Origin of the sequence: Allobosea sp. OK403 (assembly GCF_900113835.1) — a bacterium.
Lineage (GTDB): Bacteria > Pseudomonadota > Alphaproteobacteria > Rhizobiales > Beijerinckiaceae > Allobosea.
Genome location: NZ_FOQV01000003.1, coordinates 174,863 through 200,423, shown reverse-complemented (window position 1 = coordinate 200,423; position 25,561 = coordinate 174,863). Strand labels below are relative to the sequence as shown.

Genomic DNA, 25,561 nt, shown 5'->3' with positions numbered 1-25,561 from the left:
GGTCTCTCCTCAGCTCTGGGGTTGGATTCTGTCGTCGCCGGGACGGCCGTCGCCGAACAGGTCCGAGGCCTGTCCCTGCGCCGCCTTGAGTGTGCGCCTGGAGGGCTGCTCCGGCGCGTCCTTGTCGCCGATCTCGTCGGGGCCCTTGTCGATCAGCCGGTTGATCAGCAGGATTCCGGCCGTGAACACCACGCAGTAGACGCAGACGAAGAGCGCCAGCGAGATCGCGACCTCCAGCGTCGTGATCGGCGAGACCGCATCCTTGGAGCGGATCACGCCCGTCGCCAGCCAGGGCTGGCGGCCGACCTCGGTGACGAACCAGCCCGACAGGATCGCGATGAAGCCTGCCGGCCAGCTATATTGCGCGAGCCAGAGCCAGCGTCGCTCCTCGAAGACCCGGCCCTTCCACCACAGAAAGGCGCCGAGCCAGCCGAAGCCGATCATCAGCACGCCGATGCCGACCATGGCGCGGAAGGCGAAGAAGGGAATCTTGACCGGCGGCCTGTCCTCGAGCGCGAAATCGTTGAGGCTGGGAAAGAGCGCATCCATGCTGCCATGGGTCAAAAAGCTCGCCAGGCCGGGAATGGAGATCTCGAAGCGGTTGAGGCCGGCCTGGTCGTCGGGCCAGGCGAAAAGCACGAGCGGCGCGGGCTTCGAGGAATCCCAATGCGCCTCGATCGCGGCGAGTTTGGCCGGCTGGTATTTGGCGGTTTGCTTGCCGTGGAAATCGCCGATCAGCGCCTGCACTGGGGCGGTGATGGCGATCATCAGGATCGCCATCCGCACCATCGTCTTGGCCGATTCGGTGCGGTGCCCGGCGATCAGATGACGCGCGCCCGTCGCCAGCACGACGAAGGCGGTGGTGAGATAGGCCGCCGTCATCATGTGCATGTAGCGCAGCGGGAAAGTCGGGTTGAAGACGATCTGCATCCAGTCGAGCGGGTAGGCGATGCCGTCACGCATCTCGTGCCCCGCCGGATACTGCATCCAGCTATTGGCCGAGAGGATCCAGAAGCCCGACAATGCCGTGCCGCCGGCGACGATGATGGCCGAGAGAAAATGCAGCCAGGGCGGTACGCGCTTCCAGCCGAACAGCATCACGCCCAGGAACGAGGCCTCCAGGAAGAAGGCGGTCAGCACCTCATAGCCGATCAAGGGGCCGATGACGTTGCCGACGACGAGCGAGAATCGGCTCCAATTGGTGCCGAACTGGTAGGACAGCACGATGCCGGAGACCACGCCCATGGCGAAGGAGACGGCGAAGATCTTGGTCCAGAACCGCGCCAGCAGATGAAATTTCTGGTCGCCGGTCTTGAGCCAGAGGCCCAGCAGCGTCGCAATATAGGCCGAGAGCCCGATCGTGAAGGCGGGAAAGACGATGTGGAAGGAAATGGTGAAGGCGAACTGGATGCGCGAGAGTAGAAAAGCGTCGATCGTCATCGCAAGGCTCCGTCCGGCTTCGCCGCGAAAAGCGGGTTGTACGACTTCGCCAAAACAGCATCGTCGCCAAAGGTGACGTTAGTCAAACCGGCGGCAGATTTCTGCGGCCGGTAGTGCCGCAGGACGTTATGTCCAAGGTGTCAGGTCCAAGGGGTCAGGTCTATGGGCGTCAGGTCTTGGCGTCGAGCGCGGCCTTCAGCGCCCGCAGGTCGCGCCAGGCCAAGCGCTTCTGCAAGGGTTGGCGCAGCAGATAGGCCGGGTGCAGCGTCGCCATGGCGCGGATGCGCCGCGTGCCGGTGTCGTATTCCAGCCATTTGCCGCGCGATGCGAGGATGCCGGTGAGGCCGAGCAGCCCCTGCGCCGAGGGCGCGCCGATGCAGACCAGGATATCGGGGTTGGCGAGCTGGATCTGGCGCTGGATGAAGGGCAGGCAGATCGCGACCTCCTGCGGCGTCGGCGTGCGGTTGCCCGGCGGCCGCCAGGGCAGGAGATTGGCGATATAGACATGCTCCTTCCGGTTGAGGCCGATCGCGGCCAGCATCCGGTCGAGCAGTTGCCCGGAGCGCCCGACGAAGGGCAGGCCGATGCGGTCCTCGTCGGCGCCCGGCGCCTCGCCGACCAGCATCAATCGGGCGGCCGGATTGCCGTCGGAAAAGACCAGGTTCTTGGCGGTCGCCTTCAGCGCGCAGCCCTCGAATTGCGCGAGCGCCTCCTTCAAGGCGTCGAGCGTCATGGCCTGCTGCGCCATCGTCCTGGCGGTGAGGGCGGCGTCATCGGGGGCCGTAGCCGTCGCGGGCAGGGCCGCCCGGGCTGCCGCTGCGGTTGCCCGAACGAGCTGCGGCGGGGCGGGGCGCACTGCCGCCGGCTGCGGCGCTTCCATGAAATGGTTATGCGGCGTCTCGTCGAGCGCCTCGGTGACGCCCATCTCGGCGTACCAGGCGAGAAGTTCAACAGGATCTGGCGCGGCGGTGGACATCATCGCTGGGGTTCTAGAGCATTGCGCGAAAAAGTGGGTACCGGTTTTTCGCAAGAGCAATGCTCTCAACTCTTAGATGAGAGACGGATTCAGATTTCAGATGGGATCACTTGGTGATCCCATCTGAAATCATCCTGCTCTCGCACGCTCATCTGCGTCTTCGCGAGCCGCCGCAGTTGCAAATTGGAACGCACGCTTCGATAGAGGGGTTCCAGACTGACGCCATGTCTGTCTCGAGCGCCATGGCTGTCTTGCGCCACGCGCCGCTTGAACGGGCGTGCGATATGGTTCACATATAAACTAATTGGCTTCAAGCCAATCGAAGGCCTCCGGAGGGCAGGATGGATCTCAAGGAAGCGCAGAGCGAACCGCGCGAGAGCATGGACTATGACGTCGTCATCGTCGGCGCCGGTCCAGCCGGCCTTGCCGCCGCCATCCGCCTGAAGCAGCTCGACGAGACGATCTCCGTCGTGGTGGTCGAGAAGGGCGCCGAAGTCGGCGCTCACATCCTGTCGGGCGCCGTGATCGATCCGGTCGGCCTCGACGCGCTCCTGCCTGATTGGCGCCAGGACGAGGGCCGCCCGCTGACGACTGAGGTCAGCGAGGACATCTTCTATTTCCTGACCGAGCCCAACGGCATCCGCCTGCCCAATTTCGGCATGCCCAAGCTGATGAACAACCACGGCAACTTCGTCGGTTCGCTCGGCCTCGTGGCAAAATATCTCGCAGGCCGCGCCGAGGCGCTCGGCGTCGAGATCTATCCGGGCTTCGCCGCCGCCGAATTGCTGTTCAACGAGGATGGTTCGGTCGCCGGCGTCGCCACTGGCGACATGGGCATCGCGAGGGATGGCACGGTGTCGGAGCGCTATACGCGCGGCATGGAACTGCGCGGCCGCTACACGCTGCTGGGCGAGGGCGCGCGCGGCTCGCTCTCCAAGATCGCCATTCGCAAGTTCGGGCTCGATGAGGGGCGTGAGCCGCAGAAATACGGCATCGGCCTGAAAGAGATCTGGCAGGTCAAGCCGGAAAAATTCGTCAAGGGCCAGGTGCAGCACTCCTTCGGCTGGCCGCTCGACAACGGCACCGGCGGCGGCTCCTTCCTCTATCATTTCGACGACAACCTGGTCACGGTCGGCTTCGTCGTGCATCTCAACTACACCAACCCGACGCTCTCGCCCTTCGACGAGTTCCAGCGCTTCAAGACTCATCCGCTGATTCGCGATCTCTTCGACGGCGCCAAGCGCCTGTCCTACGGTTCGCGCGCTATCACCGAGGGCGGCTTCCAGTCGGTGCCGAAGCTCACCTTCCCGGGCGGGGCGCTGGTCGGCTGCGCAGCCGGCTTCGTCAACGTGCCGCGCATCAAGGGCAGCCATAACGCCATCCTCTCGGGCATGCAGGCGGCGCAGCATCTGGCGCCCGCTTTGGCGGCCGGCCGTTCGCATGACGAGGTGGTCGAAATCGAGGCGGGCTGGCGCGACAGTGCCATCGGGCGCGACCTCAAGCCGGTGCGCAACGTCAAGCCGCTCTGGTCGAAATACGGCACGTTGCTGGGCATCGGGCTGGGCGGCATCGACATGTGGCTGAACCAGCTCTTCGGCTGGTCGCCCTTCGGCACGCTCAAGCACGGCAAGCCGGATTACGCGACGCTGAAGCCTCTCGCCGAGGTCAAGCCGATCGTCTACCCCAAGCCCGACGGCAAGATCTCGTTCGACAAGCTGTCATCAGTCTTCCTGTCCTCGACCAATCATGAGGAAGACCAGCCGGCGCATCTGAAGCTGACCGACCCCTCGATCCCGATCGCCAGGAATCTGCCTGTCTATGGCGAGCCGGCGCGGCTTTACTGCCCGGCCGGCGTCTATGAGGTGGTCTACAAGGATGCCGAGGCGAAGACCGAGCCGCGCTTCGTGATCAACGCGCAGAACTGCGTCCACTGCAAGACCTGCGACATCAAGGACCCGGCCCAGAACATCACCTGGACCGTGCCCGAGGGCGGCGGCGGGCCGGGTTACTCGAACATGTAAGCCCACAGCATCAGACCGAATATCGTATTCGGTCTGATGCTGTGGGACTTTGATCTTGCATCGGCTTGCCCCGAAAACCGGTTCCCACTTTTCGGGCCGATGCTCCGGGCCGGCGTAAGCTGCTGGTGTCGATAATGAAAAAGGCGCGCCGCTTTCACGGCGCGCCTTTTCTCTGTCAGGCGTCGTAGCCGACTCAGCCCTTGCGGACGATGCTCGGGGCCGGCTTGGTGGGCTCGGGCTGCGCGCAGCCGGCGGCGAAACCGGCCAGCAGGGCGACGGCGGCAATGCTCAAAACGATCTTCTTCATGTGAATGATCCCAGGTGAGTCGTCGCGGTACATGCGAACGCTTCAGTCCTAGCCTTAAATTCTTGAGGCATGGACACTGAAAACTGCAGGAACGTTGCGGCGCAGCATGCTTCTGTCGGATTGTTGCATCGCTGCTACGGATTCGGTCAGAGCAGGATGCGAAAAAGTGGGAACCGGTTTTTCGCATTGATCCTGCTCTAACTCTATGATGAGAGACGGATTCAGATTTCAGATGGGATCACTCCGTGATTCCATCTGAAATCATCCGGCTCTAGCAGCGCTGCGATGGCTTGCCCGTCCGCCCGGAAACCGCCATCTTGAACGCTTAAGCGAAGTGGTCCCGGTCGCGCTGATGTATGGCCCCGCGTGACATACAGGCTGCGGACCGAGGGAGAATGACAATCGTGACGTTTCGATTGAGGGGCCGCGGCCCGAGCACGGCGGTCGCCCTGGCGTTTTTTCTCGCATTGCAAGCCGGCGCCTCGGCTCAAGGGGCGGCTGCGACGCGTACGACGGAACAGCTGGAGCCCGCCGACAGCCTGGAAGGCAATTACCTGGCCGCGATCGTCGCGGGCGCCGGGCGCGATCTCGGCGCGGCCTCGGTCTATCTGCGCGAGGCGATCAAGGGCGATCCGCTGAACAATGATCTGCTGGAGCGCGGCTTCGTCGCCTTCCTGGCCGATGGCGCGATGAGCGACGCCTTCAGCGCCGCCGACAAGCTGATCCAGCGTGACCCCAGCAACGGCCTGGCCCAGCTCGCGGTCGGCATCCGCGCGATCAAGCAGAAGAGTTATCAGACCGCGCGCGGCCATCTCCAGCGCGGCGGCCGCGGCCGCGCCGCCGACATCACCGCGACCTTGCTCTCGGCCTGGGCCTATGCCGGCTCCGGCCAGACCAACAAGGCGCTCGAGACGCTCGACCGGCTCAAGGGCGAGGCCTCCTACAACCTCTTCCGCGATTACCATGCCGGCCTGATCCTCGATATCGCCGGGCGCAAGGTCGACGCCGAGAAGCGCCTGAAGAGCGCCTATGACGCGGAGAAGACGACGCTGCGCCTGGTCGATCTCTGGGCCCGCCTGCAGGCGCGCAACGGCAATTATGACGGAGCCGCCGCGACCTATGGCGAATTCGACCGCCTCCTGCCCAATCATCCCATCGTCCGGGACGGGCTTGCGCGGGTTGCTGCGCGCGAGCCGCTCGCCCGCCAGGTCGGCACCGCCCAGCAGGGCGCGGCCGAAGTGCTCTATGGCCTCGCCAGCGCCGGCAACCGCCAGGGCGACGAGGCCGCCGCGCTGCTCTATCTGCGTCTCGCCATCTATCTCGACCCCAGCCATGATCTGGCGATCCTGACGCTCGGGGACATCCTCGAACGTTCGAAGCAGCCCGAGGATGCTGTCGCGGTCTATGACAAGATGCCGGCGACATCGCCGTTGCGGCCCAATGCCGAGATTCAGGCGGGGCTGGCGTTGGAGACGCTCGGCAAATCCGAAGAATCGATCAAGCATCTGCAGGCGCTGATCACGGAGCGGCCCGACGATGTCGACGCGCTCTCGGCGCTCGGCAATGTCTATCGCACCCGCAAGCTCTTCACCGAGGCCGCCGAGACCTACGACAAGGCCATCGCCAAGCTCTCGGTTCCGGGGCGGGCGAACTGGGATCTGTTCTATTTCCGCGGCATCGCGCGCGAGCGCATCAAGCGCTGGCCCGAGGCCGAGGCGGATCTGCGCAAGGCGCTGGAGCTGATGCCGGAGCCGCTTGGCCGCGAACGCGCGCTGGTGCTGAACTATCTCGGCTATTCGCTGGTCGATCAGCATCTCAAGCTCGACGAGGCGCTCAACATGCTGCGCCGCGCTGTCGAGCTCAGGCCGCGCGACGGCTACATCACCGATTCGCTCGGCTGGGCCTATTACCGGCTGGGACGCTATGACGATGCGGCGCGCGAGCTTGAGCGTGCCATGGAATTGCGCCCCTCCGATCCGGTGATCAACGACCATCTCGGCGATGTCTATTGGCGCACCAACCGCAAGTTGGAGGCGACCTTCCAGTGGAATGCCGCCCGCGACCTCGGCCCGGAGCCTGAGGATCTGGTCAAGATCAAGGAAAAGATCGAGCGCGGCCTGGAGGACACGCCCTCCGCCAACGCCGCCGAACCGAAGAAGGACGGCGGCTGAGTTCTAGCCTCTGCCCTGCCAATATTTCCGCTCCGTCATTCCGGGGCTTCGCCCTCGGGTCCGACCTTTGGTCGGCCCAAGGATAAACTCCGCGAAGAGCCCGGAACCCAGAACCGCGGTCGGGGGTAGGTAACGCGCTCGGCCCTTTACGAAGACCCGCATCGGTTCTGGGTTCCGGGCTCAGGCCTGCGGCCTGCCCCGGAATGACGGTGTGCTTCCATCTGCAACGACCGGCCCTTTTGCATGCTCGCCCCGCTGACGACCCGTGCCCGCGCCAAGGTCAATCTGAGCCTGAAGGTGCTCGGCCGGCGCGCTGACGGCTATCACGAGCTCGAAAGCCTGGTCGCCTTCGCCGGCGTCGGCGATGAACTGACGCTCGCCCCCGGGCCGGAGCTCGGCCTGAGCATTGGCGGTCCGCTTGGCAGCGGGCTCGAAACCGATGAGCGCAACCTCGTCCTGCGCGCCGCCCGCGCGCTTGCCGATGAAGCAGGCCCGCTGCGCTGGGGCCGCTTCCATCTCGTCAAGCGCCTGCCCGTCGCCTCGGGCATCGGCGGCGGCTCGGCCGATGCGGCGGGCGCGCTGCGCCTGCTGGCGCGCTTGAACGGAATGTCGCGCGGCGAGCCGGCTTTGCTGCGTGCAGCAGCCAGGGTCGGGGCCGATGTGCCTGTTTGCCTCGATTCGCGGGCACGGATGATGGCCGGCATCGGCGAACGCCTGGGCGGGCCCTTGCGCCTGCCGCCGCTCTTCGCCGTGCTGGTCAATCCGGGCGTGCCGGTCGAGACGGCGGCGGTGTTTCGCGAGCTGGGGCTGCAACGGGGGCAGGACTTGTCGCCTGCCGGCGCCATGCCGGATCTCGTGCAGCCTTCCGTCGACGCGTTGGTTGCCTTGCTGGGCGCCAGCGGCAACGACCTCGAAGCGCCGGCGCGACGCGCGGCTCCGATTCTCGGGGAGGTGCTTGCCGGGCTGGCGGCCTTGCCCGGCTGCCGGCTCGCCCGCATGTCGGGCTCGGGCGCGACCTGCTTTGCCCTGTTCGATGATTGCCGGGCCAGCGCCGCCGCGGCCAAGGCGCTGCAGAGGAGCCGCCCGGGCTGGTGGGTCAAGCCGACAGTGCTGCGTTGACGGCGGTGTAGCGCAGAGCAGTTTCCGATCCGATTGGATCGTTCAATAGCTCCTTTCTTGTTTTAACGCGTTTTCTTCACGCGAACCGGTATCCACTTCGCTCGAAAACGCTCTAGCCGCCGGGCGACAATCCGGCGCGGCTCACGGCCTCAACCGTGACCTGCGGGCGCTGCCGATAAGCCAGCCAAGTCGCCACGAAGCCGCAGGCGGCGGCGAACATCAGCCAGAGCCCGGCGACGGCCCGGTTGCCGGTGACCTCGATCAGATAGGTGCTGACCGCAGGCGTGAAGCCGCCGAACAGCGCCGTCGCCAGGCTGTAGGCGACGGAGAAGCCGGTCGTGCGCAACTTTACCGGGATGATCTCGGTCAGCGCCACCACCATGGCGCCGTTATAGCTGCCATAGATGAACGACAACCAGAGCTCGACGATCAGCAGCCTGGAGAAGGAAGGCGCGGAGACCAGCCAGGACAGGGCGGGATAGGCGCTGACGAACATCAGCAGGGTAAAGGTGAAGAGCAGCGGCTTGCGGCCGATTCGGTCGGAGAGCGCGCCCATCACCGGCAGCCAGAATAGGTTGGACAGGCCGACGCAGACCGTCACCAGCAAGGCGTCGAGGCCCGTCAGCTTGAGAACCTCGCGCCCGAAGGTCGGCGTGTAGGCCGTGATGAAATAGAACGACACCGTCGTCATCGTCACCAGCAGCATGCCGATGATCACGCTCTGCCAGTTCTGGACGAGCGAGCGCAGGATCTCGCGCGGGGAGGGGTGGGAGGCGCTCTTGCGCCGCTCCTCGAACTCCTCGGTCTCCTGCATCGAGCGGCGCAGCAGGAAGATCAGCGGCACGATCAGGCAACCGACCAGGAACGGGATGCGCCAGCCCCAGGCCGTCATCTCGTCCGGCGGCAGGATGGTGCTGAGCCAGACACCGAGCAGCGCCACGAAGATCACCGCGACCTGCTGGCTGCCGGACTGCCAGCTGACATAGAAACCCTTGTTTCCAGGTGTCGCGATCTCAGACAGATAGACGGAGACGCCGCCAAGCTCGACGCCCGCCGAAAACCCCTGCACCAATCGGCCGATCACGACGATGACCGGCGCCAAGAGGCCGATCGTCGCATAGGTCGGCACCAGCGCGATGGTGAGCGTGCCGAAGGCCATCAGCCCGAGTGTGAGGAGAAGTCCGGCGCGGCGGCCATGGTGGTCGATATAGGTGCCGAGCACGATGGCGCCGAGCGGCCGCATCAGGAAGCCGGCGCCGAAGGTCATCAGCGCCGCCATCAATTGGGCGAACTCACTGCCTGACGGGAAGAAAGCCTTGCCGATCGCCGCGGCGTAATAGCCGAAGACGAAGAAATCGTACATTTCGAGGAAATTGCCACTCGATACACGAATGACAGCTCCGATCTTCGACTGGCGATCCGATGCTGTCGTCATGGCCTGCTCCACGCTTTCTTGCGCCGTAGCAGGCAGCCTAGGCCTGTCCAGGCGGCTGTGGAAGCCTCTTTCAGCCAGAGCATCGGCCCGAAAAGTGGGAACCGGTTTTCGGGACCAGCCGATGCAGGATCAAAGCGAGCATCGGCCCGAAAAGTGGGAACCGGTTTTCGGGGCGAGCCGATGCAGGATCAAAGCGAGCATCGGCCCGAAAAGTGGGAACCGGTTTTCGGGACAAGCCGATGCAGAATCAAAGCCTTACAGCGTCAGACGGTATTCGCTCTGGCGCTGTATCGCAGCAAAGGTGTTTCAGTGCGCCCGCGAAACGCAGAAATCGACGGTCTCGTTTAGCGCTTGCTTCATCGGGGAGGCGGGGAACAGCCCGAGCGCGTCCTTGGCCATCTTGGCGTAATGCTCGGCGCGCTCGATCGTGTCGTCGAGGGCGCGATGGCGACGCATGATGCTTTGGGCCTCTTCGAGATCGCCCTCGTTGACCTCGCCGTTCTGGAGCGTGCGGCGCCAGAAGGCGCGCTCGGTGTCGGTGCCGCGCCGGAAGGAGAGCACCACCGGCAAGGTGATCTTGCCCTCGCGGAAATCGTCGCCGGTGTTCTTGCCGAGCTTGGAGGCGACGCCGCCATAATCGAGCGCATCGTCGATAAGCTGGAAGGCGATACCGAGATTGAGGCCGTAGCTGCGGCAGGCGGCGGCATTGGCCTTGCCGGCCTCGGCGATGACAGGGCCGACCTCGCAGGCGGCGGCGAAGAGCTCCGCCGTCTTGCCGCGAATCACGGCGAGGTACTCGTCCTCGGTCGTCTCGGTGTTCTTGGCGACGGAAAGCTGCAGCACCTCGCCCTCGGCGATCACGGCGGCGGCGGTGGAGAGGATGTCGAGGGCGCGCAGCGAGCCGACCTCGACCATCATCTTGAAGGCTTGGCCGAGCAGGAAATCGCCGACGAGCACGCTCGCCTCATTGCCCCAGAGCATGCGGGCGGCGAGCTTGCCGCGGCGCATGTCGCTCTGGTCGACGACATCGTCATGCAGCAGCGTCGCTGTGTGCATGAACTCGACCGAGGCCGCGAGCTTGACATGGCCTTCGCCGCGATAGCCGCACAGCGCCGCCGTCGCCAGCGTCAGCATCGGGCGCAGGCGCTTGCCACCTGACGAGATCAGGTGGTTAGCGACCTCCGGGATCATGGTGACGTCGGAGCCGGTGCGCGACAGGATCATCGCATTGACGCGCTCCATATCGGTGCTGGTCAGGCCGACCAGGGTCTCGATCCGGGCCTTGCCCGCATCTTGGCCGGGTCCTTGGCCCGATTCCTTGTCCTCGAACGCAACGACGACGCCCATCTCAATCACTCCGGCCGACTTGCGCAGATCGCGGCGCGCTGATGCCTTGCCACAACCGTCGCATGGGTGACCAGCCCCCGCAATTCGGTAATGACGCCGCACCTGCGCAAGCGAGGGCTTGCGTACGGGCCTCGGCTTCGGCTCCATGCGCCCATGCATGAACTGGTCCGCACCAACGATATCGTCCTGCTCGGAGCCATCGAGGCGCTGCTGGCTTCGGCCAATCTCGATTGCCTGATCGCCGATCAGCATATCAGCGCGCTGGAAGGCATGATCGGCGCCTTCCCGCGCCGGCTCCTGGTACGCGAGGCCGACAAGATGCGGGCGCGGGCGCTGCTGGTCGAGGCCGGCTTCGGAGCGGAATTGCGCGATGACTGAATCGCAATCGGCCTTGGCGCTCGGCGAAATCGGCGAGGATCGCCTGCTCGATGGCCGCCTGATCCTGCGCCAGCCGAAAAAGGGTCATCGCGCCGGCAGCGACGCGATCCTGCTCGCGGCGGCCTTGCCTGAGCTGGGCGAGGGGCCTCTGCTCGACATGGGCGCGGGCGTCGGCACGGTCGGGCTTGCTGCCGCCCTGGCGCAGCCTCAGCTACGGGTGGTGCTGGCCGAGCGCGATCCGGAGCTTGCGGCCCTGGCGCGCGCCAACATCGCCCGCAATGGCCTCGATGACCGCGTCGCGGCGCTGGCTCTGGATATCGCCGCCCCGGCAGCCGCCGTGACCGAGGCCGGCCTGATCCCGGCGAGCTTCGCCTGCGTCGCGATGAACCCGCCCTTCTATGCGGCGCGGGAGACGAAGGCCTCGCCGGTGCCGAATCGGCGCGCCGCCCATATCGTCGAGGGCGGCTTGAGCGACTGGCTGAAGGCCGCGCGCCGTTTGCTCCGGCCTGGCGGGCGGATCGCGATCATCCATCGCGCCGAGGCGCTGGCCGAGATCCTGGCTGGGCTCGCGACGGGCTTCGGCGGGTTGGAAATCCAGCCGATTCATGCGCTGGCCGACAGGCCGGCCGTGCGTGTCCTCGTCACGGCCGTGCTGAACAGCAAAAAGCCGGCAGCGTTGCTGCCGGCTTTCATTCTCAATCGTCCCGAGGGTGGCTTCACCGAAGCGAGCGAAGCCCTGCATCGCGGATATTCGATGCTAGGCAGCCGCGATCAGTAGAAGTAGCGCGGGCCGTAAAAGACCGGCGGCGGCGGCGGCGCAAAGACCGGCGGGCCGTAGAAGCGCGGGCCGTAATAGCGCCGAGGTCCGTAATAGCGCGGCGGTCCGTAGTAGCGGCGCGGTCCGTAATAGCGGCGCGGGCCGTAATAATACTGCGCCTGCTGGATCTGGGCGCCATCGACCTCGGCGGTCCCAGCCAAAGCGGGCTGGACGGCTCCGGCCGCGATGGGGGCCGCCATGGCCGGGGCGGCTGCGAAGGACAGGCCACCGAGCGTGGCCGCCGTCGCGATACCGAATGCGAGTTTGCGAAACATGATCCGATCCTCTTCAACTCGGCGCCTGCAGCCCCTGCCGCATGGTCGGTCGCCGTCTTCGAATGAAAGGGTACTGCGTTGGAGCTGAACGGCACAAAACTGCGTCGTTCAGCCTGTTTTCATCCTGCGGCCGGAGAACGGCCACATTTCGGCGGCTCAGCGACAGACGCGCACCGGGCGGATGACCCAGCCATAACCGGTCCAGACGCGCCTGTTGGCGAAGAAGCAGCGCGGACGATATACGGGGCGGCCGTAGAAGCGGCGCGGTCCATAATAGCGGCGCGGGCCGTAATAGTACTGCGCCTGCTGGACGAGATCCCCTTGCGACGGCAGAGTTTGCGACGGCAAGGTTTGCGCCGTGCCTGCCGATACAGGAGCGGCCATCGCCGGTGCGACCGTGAAGGCTGCGACGATGAGGCCAAGCGCGCCGAACAGCGCAGCGACGATACGGGATGACGGCATGGGCTTCTCCTACCAAACGAGCCCGCCGGTTCGGCATCAAGCGCTCGCCCCGAGCGCCGCGAACCCTACGGGCGAAAAAATCCTAGCTCCTGCTGCATGAACGAAAGCTGTCTGTCGAGGTTCCCGCGCCATGCGGGGGCGGCGCAACGGATTCAACGGCCAGATCGGTTTAAACCAAACAATTTTAGCCCGCGAATCCGTCTTTCGCCAATGAGTTAGGTCAAAGCCCGCTCGAAAACCGCATTCCACTTTCCCGGATCATGGTCTATGCACGCGCCGATCCACGATCTTTCGGAAGGCCCAAGCCTTGGCTGTTTCTGCCACTCTGCCCGATGCGATGAACCCGACCCGCTCCTTCCAGGGGCTGCTGCTGACCCTGCAGCGCTTTTGGGCCGAGCGCGGCTGCGTCATCCTCCAGCCCTATGACATGGAGGTCGGCGCCGGCACCTCCCATCCCGGCACGATGCTGCGCTCGCTCGGGCCGAGGCCCTGGCGCGCGGCTTATGTTCAGCCCTCGCGCCGGCCCAAGGATGGCCGCTATGGCGAGAACCCGAACCGGCTGCAGCATTACTACCAGTTCCAGGTCATCCTGAAGCCGAACCCGCCGAACCTGCAGGAGCTCTACCTGCAGTCGCTCGAGGCGATCGGCATCGACATGAAGCTGCACGATATCCGCTTCGTCGAGGATGATTGGGAGAACCCGACGCTCGGCGCCTGGGGGCTGGGCTGGGAATGCTGGTGCGACGGCATGGAGGTGAGCCAGTTCACCTATTTCCAGCAGGTCGCCGGCATCGAATGCGCGCCCGTCTCGGGCGAGCTGACCTACGGCCTCGAGCGCCTCGCCTGCTATCTGCAGAATGTCGAGAGCATCATGGAGCTCAATTTCAACGGGCTCGAAGGGGACGAGAAGGTCACCTATCGCGAGGTCTTCCTCCAGGCCGAGCAGGAATATTCGCGCTATAATTTCGAGCATGCCGACACGGCCGCTTTGTTTCGGCGCTTCGCCGAGGCCGAGGCCGAATGCCGGGCCCTGCTCGAAAAGGGCGAGAGCGGCGAGCGCCATCTCATGGTCCAGCCGGCCTATGACCAGTGCCTCAAGGCCGGCCACAGCTTCAATCTGCTCGATGCGCGCGGCGTGATCTCGGTCACCGAGCGCCAGAGCTACATCCTGCGTGTCCGCGAACTGGCGAAAGCCTGCGGCGCCGCCTGGCTGAAGACCGCCGGCGGGAGCGCCATCGATAATGGGTACAGACCCTGATGCCTGATCTCCTGCTCGAACTCTTCTCCGAAGAGATCCCCGCCCGCATGCAGCGCAAGGCGGCCGAGGATCTCAAGAAGCTCGTCACCGATGCGCTGGTCGAGCGCGGCCTTGTCTATGAGGGCGCAAAAGCCTTCGCCACGCCGCGCCGGCTCGCGCTCCATGTTGCTGGCCTGCCGGTGCGCGGCCGCGATGTCCGCGAGGAGCGCAAGGGTCCGCGCGTCGGCGCGCCCGAGGCCGCGATCCAGGGCTTCCTCAAGGCGGCTGGGCTTTCCTCGCTCGATCAGGCGACGATCATCAGCGATCCCAAGAAGGGCGACAGCTACGTCGCCATCATCGAGAAGCCGGGCCAGGAGACGGTTGCGGCCATCGCCGAGATCGTGCCCGCTGTGATCCGCGGCTTCCCCTGGCCAAAATCGATGCGCTGGGGCGCTGCCTCCGCGGCCGGTGCGAGCCTGCGCTGGGTGCGCCCGCTGCACTCCATTCTGTGCACCTTCGGGGCCGAGACCGAGGAGCCTGAGGTGGTTCCCTTCGAGGTTGACGGCATCGTCTCCGGCAACATCACTTACGGCCACCGCTTCCATGCGCCGGGCGCCATCACGGCCAGGCGTTTCGACGATTACGTGCCGAGCCTGGAGAAGGCCAAGGTCGTGCTCGATGTCGACCGGCGCAAGGAGATCATCCTCAACGACGCCCGCACGCTCGCCTTCGCGCAAGGTCTCGAACTGATCGAGGATGAAGGGCTGCTGGAGGAGGTCGCGGGGCTCGTCGAATGGCCGGTGGTGCTGATGGGCTCCTTCGAGGAGCGCTTCCTGGAGATTCCGGGCGAGGCGATCCGCGCCACCATCCGAACGAACCAGAAATGCTTCGTGCTGAGGCAGTCGGCAATCGGCACTCGGCAGTCGGGCGATGTTGCGACTGCCGACTGCCCACTGCCCACTGCCCCACTTTCCAACCGCTTCCTGCTGACCGCGAATCTCGTCGCCAGCGATGGCGGCAAGGTCATCACCGCCGGCAATGAGCGCGTCGTGCGCGCCCGCCTCTCCGACGCCGCCTATTTCTTCGCGACCGACAAGGGGCCGCTGCCAGACCTTGAGACGTTCGCTCAGAGCGCCGAGGAGCTAGGTCTCAAAGAGTTTCGCACCAAGCCGCTCGATCAGCGCATGGCCAAGCTCGACAAGCTCGGCGTCGTCTTCCACGCAAAACTCGGCACGCAAGGCGAGCGCGTCCAGCGCATCGCGGCGCTGGCGCGCGAACTCGCGCCGATCGTCGGGGCCGATCCCGCTCTCGCTGAGCGCGCAGCCAAGCTCGCCAAGGCCGACCTGCCGACCGAAATGGTCGGCGAGTTCCCGGAATTGCAGGGTTTGATGGGCCGCAAATATGCGGAACTCCAGGGCGAGCATCCCAGCGTCTGCGCCGCTATCGAGGAGCATTACAAGCCGCTCGGCCCCTCCGACCGCGTCCCGACCGATCCGGTTTCGGTGGCGGTTGCGCTCGCCGACAAGCTCGACACGCTGGTCGGCTTCTGGGCGATCGACGAGAAGCCGACCGGGAGCAAGGACCCCTATGCGCTGCGGAGAGCGGCGCTGGGGGTGATCCGGCTGGTGGTTGAGAATGGGGCGCGGCTGCCGCTGTCTGAGGCACTCACCTCCGCCGCAGTTCCGATTCTAAGCCATAAAATGATAGGGTGGCGTCCCGATACGACGCGAGGTGACGCTAGAACCATCGTTTGGCACAAGCTTGGCTTTGATCTCCTCGCTTTCTTTCACGACCGACTCAAAGTTTCGCTGCGTGACACTGGCGCTCGGCATGATCTCGTTGATGCAGTTCTCGGCGAGCGTGTGGCGCATCCAGGAATTGAAGCGACGCTGCCCGACTGGCTGAACAGGGCCAGTGGTTCCCCTTCTCCCCTCGCGGGAGAAGGTGGCGCGGCGCGCAGCGCCGTGACGGATGAGGGGGCGCGCGACGCTTCCGATGTCGACGCTCTTCAGACGCAAGCCGGAGAGGGCGGCGCGACCCCTCACCCCAACCCTCTCCCGCAAGGGGAGAGGGGGCAGGGCGGCGGTTCCGACGACCTCCTGCTCATCACCCATCGCGTCGCGGCGCTCGCCCGCTTCCTCGAAACGCAGGACGGCAAGAGCCTGCTCGCGGGCTACAAGCGCGCCGCCAACATCCTCAAGGCCGAGGAGAAGAAGGACGGCGAGGGCGCCTTCGCTGGCGCTGCCGATCTTCAGTTGATCGCGGGCGCCGGCCTGATCGAGGAGAAGGCGCTGGCCGTCGCTCTGGCGAATGCGACGCCGGCAGCCTCCGCTGCGGTCGCGAAGGAAGATTATGAGGGCGCGATGGCGGCGCTGGCCGAATTGCGCCCGGCGGTCGACGCCTTCTTCGATCAGGTCACGGTCAACGATCCCGACCCGGCGCTGCGCATCAACCGCCTGAAGCTGCTCAACCAGCTCCGCGAAGCGACCCGCGCCGTGGCGGATTTCGGGCGTATCGCAGGATAGGGCGCGAGGAAGAGAGCTCCGCGCCTCGCGGCGAAAAGGCGCGGGGAACCCTTCTCCTGTAAGGAGAAGGGCAGGGATGAGGTGTCGGCCCCTGGAGCAATGAAGCGCAGACCTCACGGCTGTTGACGCGAGCCCAACGCGGCCAACGGCCGACACCTCACCCTGCCCTCTCCTTACAGGAGAGGGTTCCCCGCGCCTGAGAAGGATGGGGATCAGAAAACTTATCCCCGCTCCCTCAGACGCTCGTATAGTTGGGCCACCCCATCCTCGAGGGGCGCCCATCCGGACGCAAGTCTCGTTTAGTAGCGACGAGGCTGGCGCCTGCGCTCCACCATTCGCTCGGGAACCTATTCCCACACTGCGACGTTCTGTCATGGGGCTAACGTGGCGCGAATGCGTCGTGGCACGGGCCCTGGGGGGCCAGTTTCCGGCCGCGACAAGGGACTTCGCATATGTCCATTCTGATTTCGCTGCTCATCACGGTGCTCGTCATCGGCCTCGTGCTCTATCTCGTCCGCATGCTGCCGCTCGATGCGCAGATCAAGAACGTCGTCCAGATCATCGTCATCGTCATCGGCATCATCTCGCTGTTGCGCTACCTCGCCATTTTCTGAGGACCGACATCGTCATTGCGAGCACCCGGGTCTTGCCTTCGGCAAGCCCAAGTACAGGCTCCGCGAAGCAATCCAGGCTGAAGCGCTCTGCCGCTCTGGATTGCTTCGTCGCTCCGCTCCTCGCGATGACGGGAATGAGGCCCCGATTGACGCCGCGCTCGCGTTGAGCCACATTTTCATAGGTCCAGAGGGCCCCGGACGCAGTCAGCGTCCCGGGGCCCTTTCCTATTTGCAGGGCGATACCCGCGATGAACTCGCAGAACCGCACGACCCATATCCGCCTGACCTCGCATCCCGAGCCCGGCAACGCCGCGACGCGCTTTCCCATCCATTGGGGCGCTGAGAGCCCGGCCGAACGCGGCCCGGTCATCGCCTCGACCACGGCGCCGGGAGACCGCAACGTCATCGGCGCCCATGGCGGCTCCTATTCGGTCTATCGCGCGCTCGCCATTTCGGCGCGCGCCATGAACCCGTCGCAGCGCCCGGACCTGACCAACACCTATCCGACAGCCGAGATTCCGCCGCAGCCGCAATGGTTTGCGCCTGGCCGGATCGTCTCGATGGACCCGTTCGGCCATCGCGTCGCGCAGGATTTCGGCCAGTGGATCGGCGAGGGCATCGACATCCGCCCGACCATCGCCATCACCAAGGCGAGGCTTAATTTGCCCGAAATCCTCGCCGCCATGGCAGGACACAGGCTCAGCCCCGACGAGCACATCCTGCACAAATCCGGCGATATCAGCGTCACCAAGATCGCGATCGACCCGGTCTGGCATCTGCCGGGCATCGCCGAACGCTTCGGCACCAGCGAGCAGGACTTGCGCCGCACGCTCTTCGAGCAGACCGGCGGCATGTATCCGGAGCTGGTGACACGGCCTGATCTGCGCGTCTTCCTGCCGCCGATCGGCTCGATCACCTGCTACATCATCGGCGAAGTCTCAGCGATCACCGATCCCAAGCGCAGCGTCGCCTGCCGCGTCCATGACGAGTGCAACGGCTCGGACGTCTTCGGCTCGGACATCTGCACCTGCCGGCCCTACCTCGTGCATGGCATCGAGGAGGCGGTGAAGGAGGCGCAAGGCGGCGGCGTCGGCCTGATCGTCTATAACCGCAAGGAGGGCCGGGCGCTGGGCGAGGTCACGAAATTCCTCGTCTACAATGCTCGCAAGCGCCAGGAGGGCGGCGATTCCGCCGCGACCTATTTCGAGCGCACCGAATGCGTCGCCGGCGTCCAGGACGCCCGCTTCCAGCAATTGATGCCCGACGTGCTGCACTGGCTCGGCGTCACCAGGATCGACCGGCTGATGTCGATGTCGAACATGAAATACGACGCCATGGTCGAGAGCGGCATCGAGATCGGCGAGCGCGTCGCGATCCCGCCCGAGCTTGTGCCGCCCGACGCCTCCGTCGAGATCGAGGCCAAGAAGGCGGCGGGCTATTACTCGCCCGACGGCGCGCCCGGTGACAACGCCCTGAAGGCGACCGTCGGCCGCGATCTCGACAAGTTCTGAGCCGCTCCATGTCTAACCAGAACGCCATGTCTAACCAGAACGCGATGTCTGAGCAGAATACCGACGCCGTCCGCGCCTTGCTCAAGCCTGCTGCCGTCCGCGCCCGCGCGCAGGAGATGCTGGCGCTCGGCCTGGCCGGCAAGCTGCTGCATTTCAGCGTCGATGCGACGCGGCTCGACGGCTGCGCCGACTATGTCCTCGACACGATCAAGGCGAACTACCCGACGCTCGACATCCCGTTCCACGCCCGCTGGCGGCATTTCAACCTGGCCGGCGTCAATCGCTGGAGCGTGCTCGACCTGACCGCGCATTTTCCCGATGCCAGGGCGCGCGGTCGCGCGGCCTATGATCTTGCCGTGGTCAGTGTGCTGCTGGATGCGGGGGCGGGGCCGGATTGGCGATATCGCGACGCGGTCTCGGGGCAGTCTATCGGCCGATCCGAGGGGCTGGCGCTGGCCTCGCTCGAGATGTTCGCGGCCGGCCTGTTCTCCAGTGATCCGGCTGAGTCGCTGCGTGTCGACGCGACCGCGCTGAAGCGGCTCGATGGCGCGGCGTTGGCGCAGGGCTTCCAGGCCGGCCCCGGCAATCCGCTGCTCGCGGTCGAGGGCCGCGCGGCCTTGATGAATCGTCTCGGCGAGGAGCTGGAGCGTCAGGGCCTGGAGCGCCCCGGCGATCTGTTCGACCGGCTTGTCAGCGCTGCCGAGACCGGGACATTGCGCGCCGGGCATATCCTGACGGAGGTTCTCTCCACCTTCGGCGGCATCTGGCCCTCGCGCCTGACGGTCGCCGGCGTCGCGCTGGGCGATACCTGGCGGCATCCGCTGATCGCGCAAGCTGAACCGACGGCGGGGCTCGTGCCCTTCCACAAGCTCTCGCAATGGCTGTCCTATTCGCTGATCGAGCCCTTGCAATGGGCCGGGATCGCGGTGATCGACATTGATGACCTCACCGGCCTGCCCGAATATCGCAATGGCGGGCTGTTCCTCGATTGCGGCGTGATCGCGCTGAAGGACGAGAGCGATGCGACGCGCGCCCATGAGGTCGGCTCGGCGCTGGTCGTGGAATGGCGCGCGCTGACCGTGGCGCTGCTCGACGAGATCGGAATGCTGATCCGCAAGCGCTTGGGGCGCACGGCCGAGGAGCTGCCGTTGGCGAAGGTGCTGGAGGGCGGCACCTGGGCGGCCGGCCGGCGCATCGCCCGTGAGAAGCGCGGGGATGGCGGCCCGCCCTTGACGATCATCAGCGACGGCACCGTATTTTGAACCAGGGAGCCGTCATTGCGAGCGTAGCGAAGCAATCCAGGAGTCGTAGCGCGCGGCCGCTCTGGATTGCTTCGCTACGCTCGCAATGACGGCTTGAGACGAGGCAATAGGGGCACACGGAATGACCAAAAGCCAGGACGGCGTCACCGTCGTCGACCACCCGCTGGTGCAGCACAAGCTGACGCTGATGCGCGAGAAGGACCGCTCGACCAAGAGCTTCCGCCAGCTCCTCAACGAGATCGGCATGCTGCTCTGCTACGAGGTCACGCGCGATCTGCCGATGGAGATGACCGAGATCGAGACGCCGCTGACGAAATCGATGCAGCCGATCATCGCGGGCAAGAAGATGGTTTTCGCGCCGATCCTGCGCGCCGGCGTCGGCTTCCTCGACGGCATGCTGGAACTGGTGCCCGCTGCTCGCGTCGCCCATATCGGGCTCTATCGCGATCCCAACACGCTCCAGGCGGTCGAGTATTATTTCAAGGCCCCCTCCGACATCGCCGAGCGCATGGTGGTGGTGATGGACCCGATGCTGGCGACGGCCAATTCGGCGGTCGCGGCGATCGACCGGTTGAAGGAGCGCGGCGCCAAGGATCTGCGCTTCGTCTGCCTGCTGGCGGCGCCCGAAGGCATCGAACGGTTTCGCGGCGCCCATCCCGATGTCCGCATCTGGACGGCGGCGATCGACGAGAAGCTGAACGAGCACGGCTATATCGTGCCGGGCCTGGGCGATGCCGGCGACCGGATGTTCGGCACGCGATAAGGCGAAACGGCTCTGCGACATGAAAATGGCCCGCCCCGTTTCCGGGGCGGGCCGACGATCCGGCATGACGATCAGGCTGGTAATGGCGCGAGCATCCGGCGGATCGCACTATCATGCGTTATTCGATGACCTGCACGATGCGGCGGGTGCGCGGGTCGACCAGAACAGGGCGCTGGTTCACGACCGTGTAGCGATAGTCGGTCGCACCATATTCGCGCGGCACCTCGCGGTAGACCACGCCATCCGACGGCAGGACTGTGCCGACGACGACCGGTTCCTCATAGGTGTAGGACGGCACGTGCTGCTCGACGACATATTGACGGAAGCGAGGCGTCTGGTCGCCGATGATCGCGCCGACCACCGCGCCGCCGACGCCGCCGACAACCGCGCCGACCGGGCCGCCGACGATCGCTCCGCCGACCGCGCCGGTGGCGCCGCCGCTGACAGCGCCGCCCTGGGCGCCTTGCGGATTCTGCTGTGCGAAAGCGACTGCGGGAGTGACGGCGATCGCGGCGATAAGAACAAGTTTCTTGAACATGGCTTTTCTCCTTCCAAGAGAACGTTCGGGAAGGAAACGGGCTGGCGCTGGCGCGAGTTCCGAAAATCGCGGTAACAAGATATGAATATCCGCAACCGGAATGGCGAAAGCGCCATGATATCAAGGCGTCGCGGCGCTCACGAAATCGCGTGGTCGATCCGCGAACACAAACGAAAAACGGCGGATCCGGGGATCCGCCGCTCCATATCCTGCCTATTCGAGGCCGTTACTTCGGCGCGGCTGACAAGGCTGGGCTGAGCCTGTCGGCGTCGCGCTTGATCAAGGCGGCGAAACCAGCCGGGGTGCGTTCCTCGGCGGTCGGCATCACGGTGCCCAGTTCGAGCAGGCGCTTCTTGGTGCCTTCGTCGTTCAGCGCCTTGTCGAGCGCGGCGACCAGACGATCGACGACGTCCTTGGGCAAGCCCTTGGGACCGGCGATGCCGTTCCAGGCCTCGATCTGGTACTCCGGCAGCCCGGCTTCCGCGGTGGTGGGAACGTCGGGCAGGGCCGGCGAGCGCTGCTTCGAGGCGATCGCATAGGCCTTGATGTTGCCGGCCTTCACCTGTTCGGCGACGCTGACGATCTGGTCGCACATGAAGTCGACCTGGCCTGAGACGAGATCGTTCAGCGCCGGCCCGGTGCCGCGATAGGCGACGGCGTTGATCTTCGGCACGCCGAGCTGGGCCTTAAGCAGGGTGCAGGTCGTCCAGGAGACGGAGCCGAGGCCGGCATGGGCCTCGTTCACCTTCTCTGAGTTCGCCTTCACATAGGTGACGAACTCCTTCAGGTCCTTCGGCTCGAAAGTCTTGCGGGCGACGATCAGGATCGGCGTGCCGCCAGCGAGGCCGATGGCCTGCATGCCGTTGATCGGGTCGTATTTCAGGCCGGGATAGGTCGCCGGCGCAGCCGAGAACGTGCCCAGATGCCCCATCGCGATGGTGTAGCCGTCGGGCGCAGCCGTGATCGCGCGGGCGATGCCGGTGGTGCCGCCGGCGCCGGCGACGTTTTCGATCACCAACTGCTGGCCGAGCGTCTTCGACATATGGTCGGCGACGATGCGCGCGATGATGTCGGTCGGCCCGCCGGCGGCGAACGGCACGATCATGGTGACCGGGCGCGTCGGATAGGTTTGCGCCTGGACGCCGCCAGCGAACGCGATGGTGATCGCGGCCGCCAAGCCAAGTGTCAGTTTCCTCATGGATGATCTCTCCCTTGAGATGTTTTGATGGACGCTGGATTGAACGAGCCGCTCTAGCAACCCCGTCATTCGACGAAGACCTCGTCGCGCTTCTTCGAGATCGAAGGCAGCAGCGCGATCGCCAGGACCACCACGGCGACGATCAGCAGGCCCGCCGAGATAGGCCGCTCGATGAAGGTCATGAACGAGCCGCGCGAGATGATCAGCGCCTGGCGCATCTTCTCCTCGAGCAGCTTGCCCAGAACGAAGCCGAGCAGCATCGGCGCAGGCTCGAAGCCGAGCTTGATCAAGAGGTAGCCGAACAGGCCGAACATCGCGGTGAAGGCGACGTCCACCGGCTGGTTGTTCACCGAGTAGATGCCGATGCAGCAGAAGATCAGGATCGCCGGGAACATCAGGCGATAGGGCACCTGCAGCAGCTTCACCCAGACGCCGACCAGCGGCAGGTTGATGATGACCAGCATCAGATTGCCGATCCACATCGAAGCGATCATGCCCCAGAACAGCTCCGGGTTCTTGGTCATGACCTGCGGGCCGGGAATGATGCCGTGGATCGTCATCGCGCCGACCATCAGCGCCATCACGGCGTTGGGCGGAATGCCGAGCGTGAGCAGCGGGATGAAGGCGGTCTGCGCGCCGGCGTTGTTGGCCGATTCGGGACCTGCGACGCCTTCGATCGCACCACGCCCGAAGCGCGAGGGATCCTTGGCGATCTTCTTCTCGATCGTGTAGCTCGCGAAGGGGCCAAGCACCGCGCCATTGCCCGGCAGGATGCCGAGGATGCCGCCGATGAAGGTGCCGCGCAGCACCGGGTTGATCGACTGCTTGATCTCGCTCCAGTTCGGCAGCAGCCGACCGATCTTGGCCTTCACCACGTCGCGCGCCTCGGGGTTCTCCAGGTTGCGCAGCACCTCGGCGAAGCCGAAGACGCCCATGGCGAGCACGGCGAAGTCGATGCCATCAGACAAGGGTGGGAAGCCGAAGGTCAGGCGTTCCTGGCCGGTTTCGAGATCGGTGCCGACCGTCGAGAGCAGCAGGCCCAGCATGATCATGCAGAAGGCCTTGAGGATCGAGCCGCGCGCCAGCACGACGGCAAAGCACAGGCCCATCACCATCAGCGAGAAATATTCCGCCGGACCGAAGAGCAAAGCGAGCTTGGTCAGGGGCGCGCCGAGTGCGGCGATGAAGACGGTCGCGACGCAGCCGGCGAAGAAGGAGCCGAGCGCTGCGACGCCGAGTGCGACGCCGGCGCGGCCCTGCTTGGCCATCTGGTGGCCGTCGAGCGTGGTGACGACGGAGGTCGCCTCGCCCGGGATGTTGACCAGGATCGCAGTGGTCGAGCCGCCATATTGCGCGCCGTAATAGATGCCGGCCAGCATGATCAGCGCGCCGACGGGATCGACACCGAAGGTGATCGGCAGCAGGATCGCGATGGTGGCGATCGGCCCGACGCCGGGCAGCACGCCGATCAGCGTGCCGATGAAGCAACCGGCGAAGCACAGGGCCAGATTCTGCAGGGACAGCGCGACGCCGAAGCCGAGCGTGAGATTGGCGATCATGTCCATCGTGTCAGATCCCCAGGAGCCAGGGCGCCAGCGGAATCGGCAGGCTGAGCGCGTATTTGAAGAGCAGGGCGCAGGCGGTCGTCATCGCGATGGCGAAGATGATCAGCTCCTTCCATTTCATGTCGTCGGCGGCCAGGCCGGAGATGAGGATGACCAGCGGCCCTGCGACGAGCAGCCCGAGCTGCGGGATATGGATGGGGCCGATGTCGAAGCCACGGATGGCGAGCCCGAACAGGCAGGCTCCGCCGAGCACGAGGAAGACGCCACGCCAGGCCCAGCCCGTCAGCTTCTCACCGTTGAAGCGCAGCGAGGCGAGCGAAAGCATGACGCCAAGCCCGGCGCAGATCACTGCGAAGGATTTCGGCAGCATGCCCGGCCCGATCTGGCGGAGGCTGCCGAGCGGCAGGTCGCTGGAAAGGAGGAAGGCGAAGACTCCAAGCACGACCATGAACAGGCCGGCAGCCATGTCCTGCTGCGAGCGAATGCGCAGGCCTTGCGCCTGTTCAATAGGGTTCAAACTCATCAGGCTCCTCCGGTGGGCGGCCCGCCGGCGCGGGCGGTGCGTTTCGTTTTGGGTGGCGATATGACGAACGGAAAAACATGCCGTTCGTCGATCAGGGTGACGCTTTCGCGCAGGATCGCGAGGAAGTCGTCGCGCGGGCTGAGCTTCTGCTGCGGCCGCCAGGCGACGCCGACCAGCGCGCCGGGCGGCGGCGGGTCGAGCAACGCACCGCGCAGGCGGCGCATCGTGACGCCGGGAAAGCTCAGGCGCGAGACCCAGTCGGGCGCCAGCGCCATGCCGAGTCCAGCCGCCACGGCCGACATCATCGCCGGCTTTTCGGTGGCCTCGATCGAGACGTTGGGCACGGCCCCGACGCTCTCGAAATAGGCCATCACCAGATCATAGGCGAAGGGCCGGCTGCGCTTGGAGGGAACGATGAAGGGTTCGCCGACGAGGTCGAGCATCGTCAGGTGTTCGCGCGCCGCCAGCGGGTGCTGCTCGTTCAGGACGACGAGCGGCCGCTCGACGCGCAGGATCTCGAAGGCGCAGTCGGTCGGCTTGCGCGGCGGGCGTGTCAGCGCGAGATCGAGCTTGCCGGCCTCCAGCATCTGGATCAGCGGGGCCGTCATCGCTTCCACGAACTTGATCTCGATGCCGGGATGCTGCTCGCGGAAATAGGCCAGCGCCTCGGGCACGAAGCTCGACGAGGCGGCGTCGATCGCGCCGATGCGCAGGACCTTGCCCGAGGCGAGCGAGGCGCCGCGCACGGCGCGCGAGGCGTGCTCCATCTTGACGAGGATGCCCTTGGCCTCCTCGAGCATGATCAGCCCGGCGCGCGTCATCGCGACCTGGCGCGTGGTGCGTGTGAACAGGGCGACCCCGAGACCATCTTCCAATGCGCTGATCTGGCGGGAAAGGGCGGGTGGCGCGAGTCCTAGCCGTTCGGCTGCGCGACCGAAGTGCAACTCCTCTGCCACCGCGATGAAACATCGCAGTTGCCTGACGTCCATGCTGTTCGTCCGCTCCCCTTCTGGCGTATCGTTTTTCGATATCTTCCAGCCGCTATCCTCATGCCTCTAGCGGCTCTGGTCGCGAAAG

22 protein-coding genes are annotated in these 25,561 nt (G+C 65.5%); 11 read left to right on the top strand and 11 right to left on the bottom strand.

The window, feature by feature from the left end:
• Nucleotides 1–9: 9 nt before the first annotated feature.
• Both BMZ97_RS12275 and BMZ97_RS12270 read right to left on the bottom strand, forming a co-directional pair.
• The gene (locus BMZ97_RS12275; RefSeq protein WP_092169503.1) at nucleotides 10–1,440 is read right to left on the bottom strand and encodes a cytochrome ubiquinol oxidase subunit I; all 1,431 of its coding nucleotides are present in this window, start codon (nucleotides 1,438–1,440) and stop codon (nucleotides 10–12) included.
• Between the two features lie 169 nt (nucleotides 1,441–1,609).
• Nucleotides 1,610–2,419, bottom strand: coding sequence for a uracil-DNA glycosylase (locus tag BMZ97_RS12270; RefSeq protein WP_092169500.1), 810 nt, complete (start codon nucleotides 2,417–2,419; stop codon nucleotides 1,610–1,612).
• Nucleotides 2,420–2,757: 338 nt separating this feature from the next.
• Here BMZ97_RS12270 and BMZ97_RS12260 point away from each other — a divergent pair, with 338 nt between their 5' ends.
• The 3 genes from BMZ97_RS12260 to BMZ97_RS12250 all read left to right on the top strand — a co-directional run bounded on the left by BMZ97_RS12260 (nucleotide 2,758) and on the right by BMZ97_RS12250 (nucleotide 8,034).
• A complete protein-coding gene (locus BMZ97_RS12260) occupies nucleotides 2,758–4,437 on the top strand; it encodes an electron transfer flavoprotein-ubiquinone oxidoreductase (RefSeq protein WP_244546376.1) in 1,680 nt (559 codons plus the stop codon).
• Between the two features lie 702 nt (nucleotides 4,438–5,139).
• Nucleotides 5,140–6,915 (top strand): tetratricopeptide repeat protein, encoded by a 1,776-nt coding sequence (locus BMZ97_RS12255; protein ID WP_092169495.1) that lies wholly within the window; start codon nucleotides 5,140–5,142, stop codon nucleotides 6,913–6,915.
• A gap of 243 nt (nucleotides 6,916–7,158) precedes the next feature.
• Entirely contained in the window at nucleotides 7,159–8,034 is an 876-nt protein-coding gene (locus BMZ97_RS12250; RefSeq protein ID WP_092169492.1) for a 4-(cytidine 5'-diphospho)-2-C-methyl-D-erythritol kinase, read from the top strand.
• Nucleotides 8,035–8,146: 112 nt separating this feature from the next.
• Here the strand turns inward: BMZ97_RS12250 and BMZ97_RS12245 are convergent, their stop codons facing one another.
• Together BMZ97_RS12245 and BMZ97_RS12240 are read right to left on the bottom strand one after the other, a co-directional pair.
• Nucleotides 8,147–9,469, bottom strand: a complete 1,323-nt coding sequence (locus BMZ97_RS12245) for an MFS transporter (RefSeq protein WP_092169490.1) — start codon at nucleotides 9,467–9,469, stop codon at nucleotides 8,147–8,149.
• A gap of 306 nt (nucleotides 9,470–9,775) precedes the next feature.
• Nucleotides 9,776–10,816, bottom strand: a complete 1,041-nt coding sequence (locus BMZ97_RS12240) for a polyprenyl synthetase family protein (RefSeq protein WP_092169487.1) — start codon at nucleotides 10,814–10,816, stop codon at nucleotides 9,776–9,778.
• Between the two features lie 153 nt (nucleotides 10,817–10,969).
• Here BMZ97_RS12240 and BMZ97_RS12235 point away from each other — a divergent pair, with 153 nt between their 5' ends.
• Nucleotides 10,970–11,194, top strand: coding sequence for a putative signal transducing protein (locus BMZ97_RS12235; protein WP_092169484.1), 225 nt, complete (start codon nucleotides 10,970–10,972; stop codon nucleotides 11,192–11,194).
• Nucleotides 11,187–11,972 carry a tRNA1(Val) (adenine(37)-N6)-methyltransferase gene (locus tag BMZ97_RS12230; RefSeq protein ID WP_092169483.1) on the top strand — a complete coding sequence of 262 codons (786 nt, stop codon included), beginning with the start codon at nucleotides 11,187–11,189 and terminating at the stop codon, nucleotides 11,970–11,972. Before BMZ97_RS12235 ends, BMZ97_RS12230 begins: the two co-directional genes overlap by 8 nt.
• On the opposite strand, the gene BMZ97_RS12225 is transcribed toward BMZ97_RS12230, so the two are convergent.
• Both BMZ97_RS12225 and BMZ97_RS12220 read right to left on the bottom strand, forming a co-directional pair.
• Nucleotides 11,966–12,286, bottom strand: coding sequence for a hypothetical protein (locus tag BMZ97_RS12225; RefSeq protein ID WP_092169480.1), 321 nt, complete (start codon nucleotides 12,284–12,286; stop codon nucleotides 11,966–11,968). The genes BMZ97_RS12230 and BMZ97_RS12225 overlap by 7 nt on opposite strands.
• Nucleotides 12,287–12,442: 156 nt before the next feature.
• Complete coding sequence (locus tag BMZ97_RS12220) at nucleotides 12,443–12,748, bottom strand: hypothetical protein (RefSeq protein WP_092169477.1); 306 nt, start codon at nucleotides 12,746–12,748, stop codon at nucleotides 12,443–12,445.
• A 325-nt stretch (nucleotides 12,749–13,073) separates the two neighbouring features.
• On the opposite strand from BMZ97_RS12220, the gene BMZ97_RS12215 reads away from it, so the two are divergent.
• The 6 genes from BMZ97_RS12215 (at nucleotide 13,074) to upp (ending at nucleotide 20,660) form a co-directional block, all read left to right on the top strand.
• The gene (locus BMZ97_RS12215) at nucleotides 13,074–14,006 is read left to right on the top strand and encodes a glycine--tRNA ligase subunit alpha (RefSeq protein WP_092171303.1); all 933 of its coding nucleotides are present in this window, start codon (nucleotides 13,074–13,076) and stop codon (nucleotides 14,004–14,006) included.
• Nucleotides 14,006–16,510, top strand: a complete 2,505-nt coding sequence (gene glyS / locus BMZ97_RS12210) for a glycine--tRNA ligase subunit beta (RefSeq protein ID WP_092169475.1) — start codon at nucleotides 14,006–14,008, stop codon at nucleotides 16,508–16,510. Before BMZ97_RS12215 ends, glyS begins: the two co-directional genes overlap by 1 nt.
• A 452-nt stretch (nucleotides 16,511–16,962) precedes the next feature.
• A complete protein-coding gene (locus BMZ97_RS31230) occupies nucleotides 16,963–17,124 on the top strand; it encodes a Thivi_2564 family membrane protein (RefSeq protein WP_092169472.1) in 162 nt (53 codons plus the stop codon).
• 248 nt (nucleotides 17,125–17,372) lie between these two features.
• The gene (locus tag BMZ97_RS12200; RefSeq protein WP_092169470.1) at nucleotides 17,373–18,635 is read left to right on the top strand and encodes a GTP cyclohydrolase II; all 1,263 of its coding nucleotides are present in this window, start codon (nucleotides 17,373–17,375) and stop codon (nucleotides 18,633–18,635) included.
• A 44-nt stretch (nucleotides 18,636–18,679) separates the two neighbouring features.
• Nucleotides 18,680–19,897, top strand: a complete 1,218-nt coding sequence (locus BMZ97_RS12195) for a URC4/urg3 family protein (RefSeq protein WP_244546375.1) — start codon at nucleotides 18,680–18,682, stop codon at nucleotides 19,895–19,897.
• A gap of 121 nt (nucleotides 19,898–20,018) precedes the next feature.
• Nucleotides 20,019–20,660 (top strand): uracil phosphoribosyltransferase, encoded by a 642-nt coding sequence (upp, locus tag BMZ97_RS12190; RefSeq protein ID WP_092169464.1) that lies wholly within the window; start codon nucleotides 20,019–20,021, stop codon nucleotides 20,658–20,660.
• A gap of 118 nt (nucleotides 20,661–20,778) precedes the next feature.
• Here the strand turns inward: upp and BMZ97_RS12185 are convergent, their stop codons facing one another.
• From BMZ97_RS12185 to BMZ97_RS12165, 5 genes are all read right to left on the bottom strand, one after another.
• A complete protein-coding gene (locus BMZ97_RS12185) occupies nucleotides 20,779–21,198 on the bottom strand; it encodes a DUF1236 domain-containing protein (protein WP_092169461.1) in 420 nt (139 codons plus the stop codon).
• Nucleotides 21,199–21,424: 226 nt separating this feature from the next.
• Entirely contained in the window at nucleotides 21,425–22,396 is a 972-nt protein-coding gene (locus BMZ97_RS12180) for a tripartite tricarboxylate transporter substrate-binding protein (RefSeq protein ID WP_092169458.1), read from the bottom strand.
• Between the two features lie 65 nt (nucleotides 22,397–22,461).
• A complete protein-coding gene (locus BMZ97_RS12175; RefSeq protein ID WP_092169456.1) occupies nucleotides 22,462–23,961 on the bottom strand; it encodes a tripartite tricarboxylate transporter permease in 1,500 nt (499 codons plus the stop codon).
• Nucleotides 23,962–23,965: 4 nt separating this feature from the next.
• On the bottom strand, nucleotides 23,966–24,484 hold the full coding sequence (locus BMZ97_RS12170; RefSeq protein WP_092169454.1) for a tripartite tricarboxylate transporter TctB family protein: 519 nt from the start codon (nucleotides 24,482–24,484) through the stop codon (nucleotides 23,966–23,968).
• The gene (locus BMZ97_RS12165) at nucleotides 24,484–25,473 is read right to left on the bottom strand and encodes a LysR family transcriptional regulator (RefSeq protein WP_092169452.1); all 990 of its coding nucleotides are present in this window, start codon (nucleotides 25,471–25,473) and stop codon (nucleotides 24,484–24,486) included. The genes BMZ97_RS12170 and BMZ97_RS12165 overlap by 1 nt, the downstream gene beginning before the upstream one ends.
• Nucleotides 25,474–25,561: the final 88 nt, after the last annotated feature.

Coding starts and splice junctions, on each gene's coding strand:
- BMZ97_RS12185 (WP_092169461.1), bottom strand. CDS start 21,198: ATGTTCAAGAAACTTGTTCTTATCGCCGCGATCGCCGTCACTCCCGCA.
- BMZ97_RS12255 (WP_092169495.1), top strand. CDS start 5,140: ATGACAATCGTGACGTTTCGATTGAGGGGCCGCGGCCCGAGCACGGCG.
- BMZ97_RS12235 (WP_092169484.1), top strand. CDS start 10,970: ATGCATGAACTGGTCCGCACCAACGATATCGTCCTGCTCGGAGCCATC.
- BMZ97_RS12200 (WP_092169470.1), top strand. CDS start 17,373: ATGAACTCGCAGAACCGCACGACCCATATCCGCCTGACCTCGCATCCC.
- BMZ97_RS12245 (WP_092169490.1), bottom strand. CDS start 9,469: ATGACGACAGCATCGGATCGCCAGTCGAAGATCGGAGCTGTCATTCGT.
- glyS (WP_092169475.1), top strand. CDS start 14,006: ATGCCTGATCTCCTGCTCGAACTCTTCTCCGAAGAGATCCCCGCCCGC.
- BMZ97_RS12175 (WP_092169456.1), bottom strand. CDS start 23,961: ATGGACATGATCGCCAATCTCACGCTCGGCTTCGGCGTCGCGCTGTCC.
- BMZ97_RS12170 (WP_092169454.1), bottom strand. CDS start 24,484: ATGAGTTTGAACCCTATTGAACAGGCGCAAGGCCTGCGCATTCGCTCG.
- BMZ97_RS12165 (WP_092169452.1), bottom strand. CDS start 25,473: ATGGACGTCAGGCAACTGCGATGTTTCATCGCGGTGGCAGAGGAGTTG.
- BMZ97_RS12250 (WP_092169492.1), top strand. CDS start 7,159: ATGCTCGCCCCGCTGACGACCCGTGCCCGCGCCAAGGTCAATCTGAGC.
- BMZ97_RS12220 (WP_092169477.1), bottom strand. CDS start 12,748: ATGCCGTCATCCCGTATCGTCGCTGCGCTGTTCGGCGCGCTTGGCCTC.
- BMZ97_RS12195 (WP_244546375.1), top strand. CDS start 18,680: ATGTCTGAGCAGAATACCGACGCCGTCCGCGCCTTGCTCAAGCCTGCT.
- BMZ97_RS12240 (WP_092169487.1), bottom strand. CDS start 10,816: ATGGGCGTCGTCGTTGCGTTCGAGGACAAGGAATCGGGCCAAGGACCC.
- BMZ97_RS12275 (WP_092169503.1), bottom strand. CDS start 1,440: ATGACGATCGACGCTTTTCTACTCTCGCGCATCCAGTTCGCCTTCACC.
- BMZ97_RS12260 (WP_244546376.1), top strand. CDS start 2,758: ATGGATCTCAAGGAAGCGCAGAGCGAACCGCGCGAGAGCATGGACTAT.
- BMZ97_RS12230 (WP_092169483.1), top strand. CDS start 11,187: ATGACTGAATCGCAATCGGCCTTGGCGCTCGGCGAAATCGGCGAGGAT.
- BMZ97_RS31230 (WP_092169472.1), top strand. CDS start 16,963: ATGTCCATTCTGATTTCGCTGCTCATCACGGTGCTCGTCATCGGCCTC.
- BMZ97_RS12270 (WP_092169500.1), bottom strand. CDS start 2,419: ATGATGTCCACCGCCGCGCCAGATCCTGTTGAACTTCTCGCCTGGTAC.
- BMZ97_RS12180 (WP_092169458.1), bottom strand. CDS start 22,396: ATGAGGAAACTGACACTTGGCTTGGCGGCCGCGATCACCATCGCGTTC.
- upp (WP_092169464.1), top strand. CDS start 20,019: ATGACCAAAAGCCAGGACGGCGTCACCGTCGTCGACCACCCGCTGGTG.
- BMZ97_RS12225 (WP_092169480.1), bottom strand. CDS start 12,286: ATGTTTCGCAAACTCGCATTCGGTATCGCGACGGCGGCCACGCTCGGT.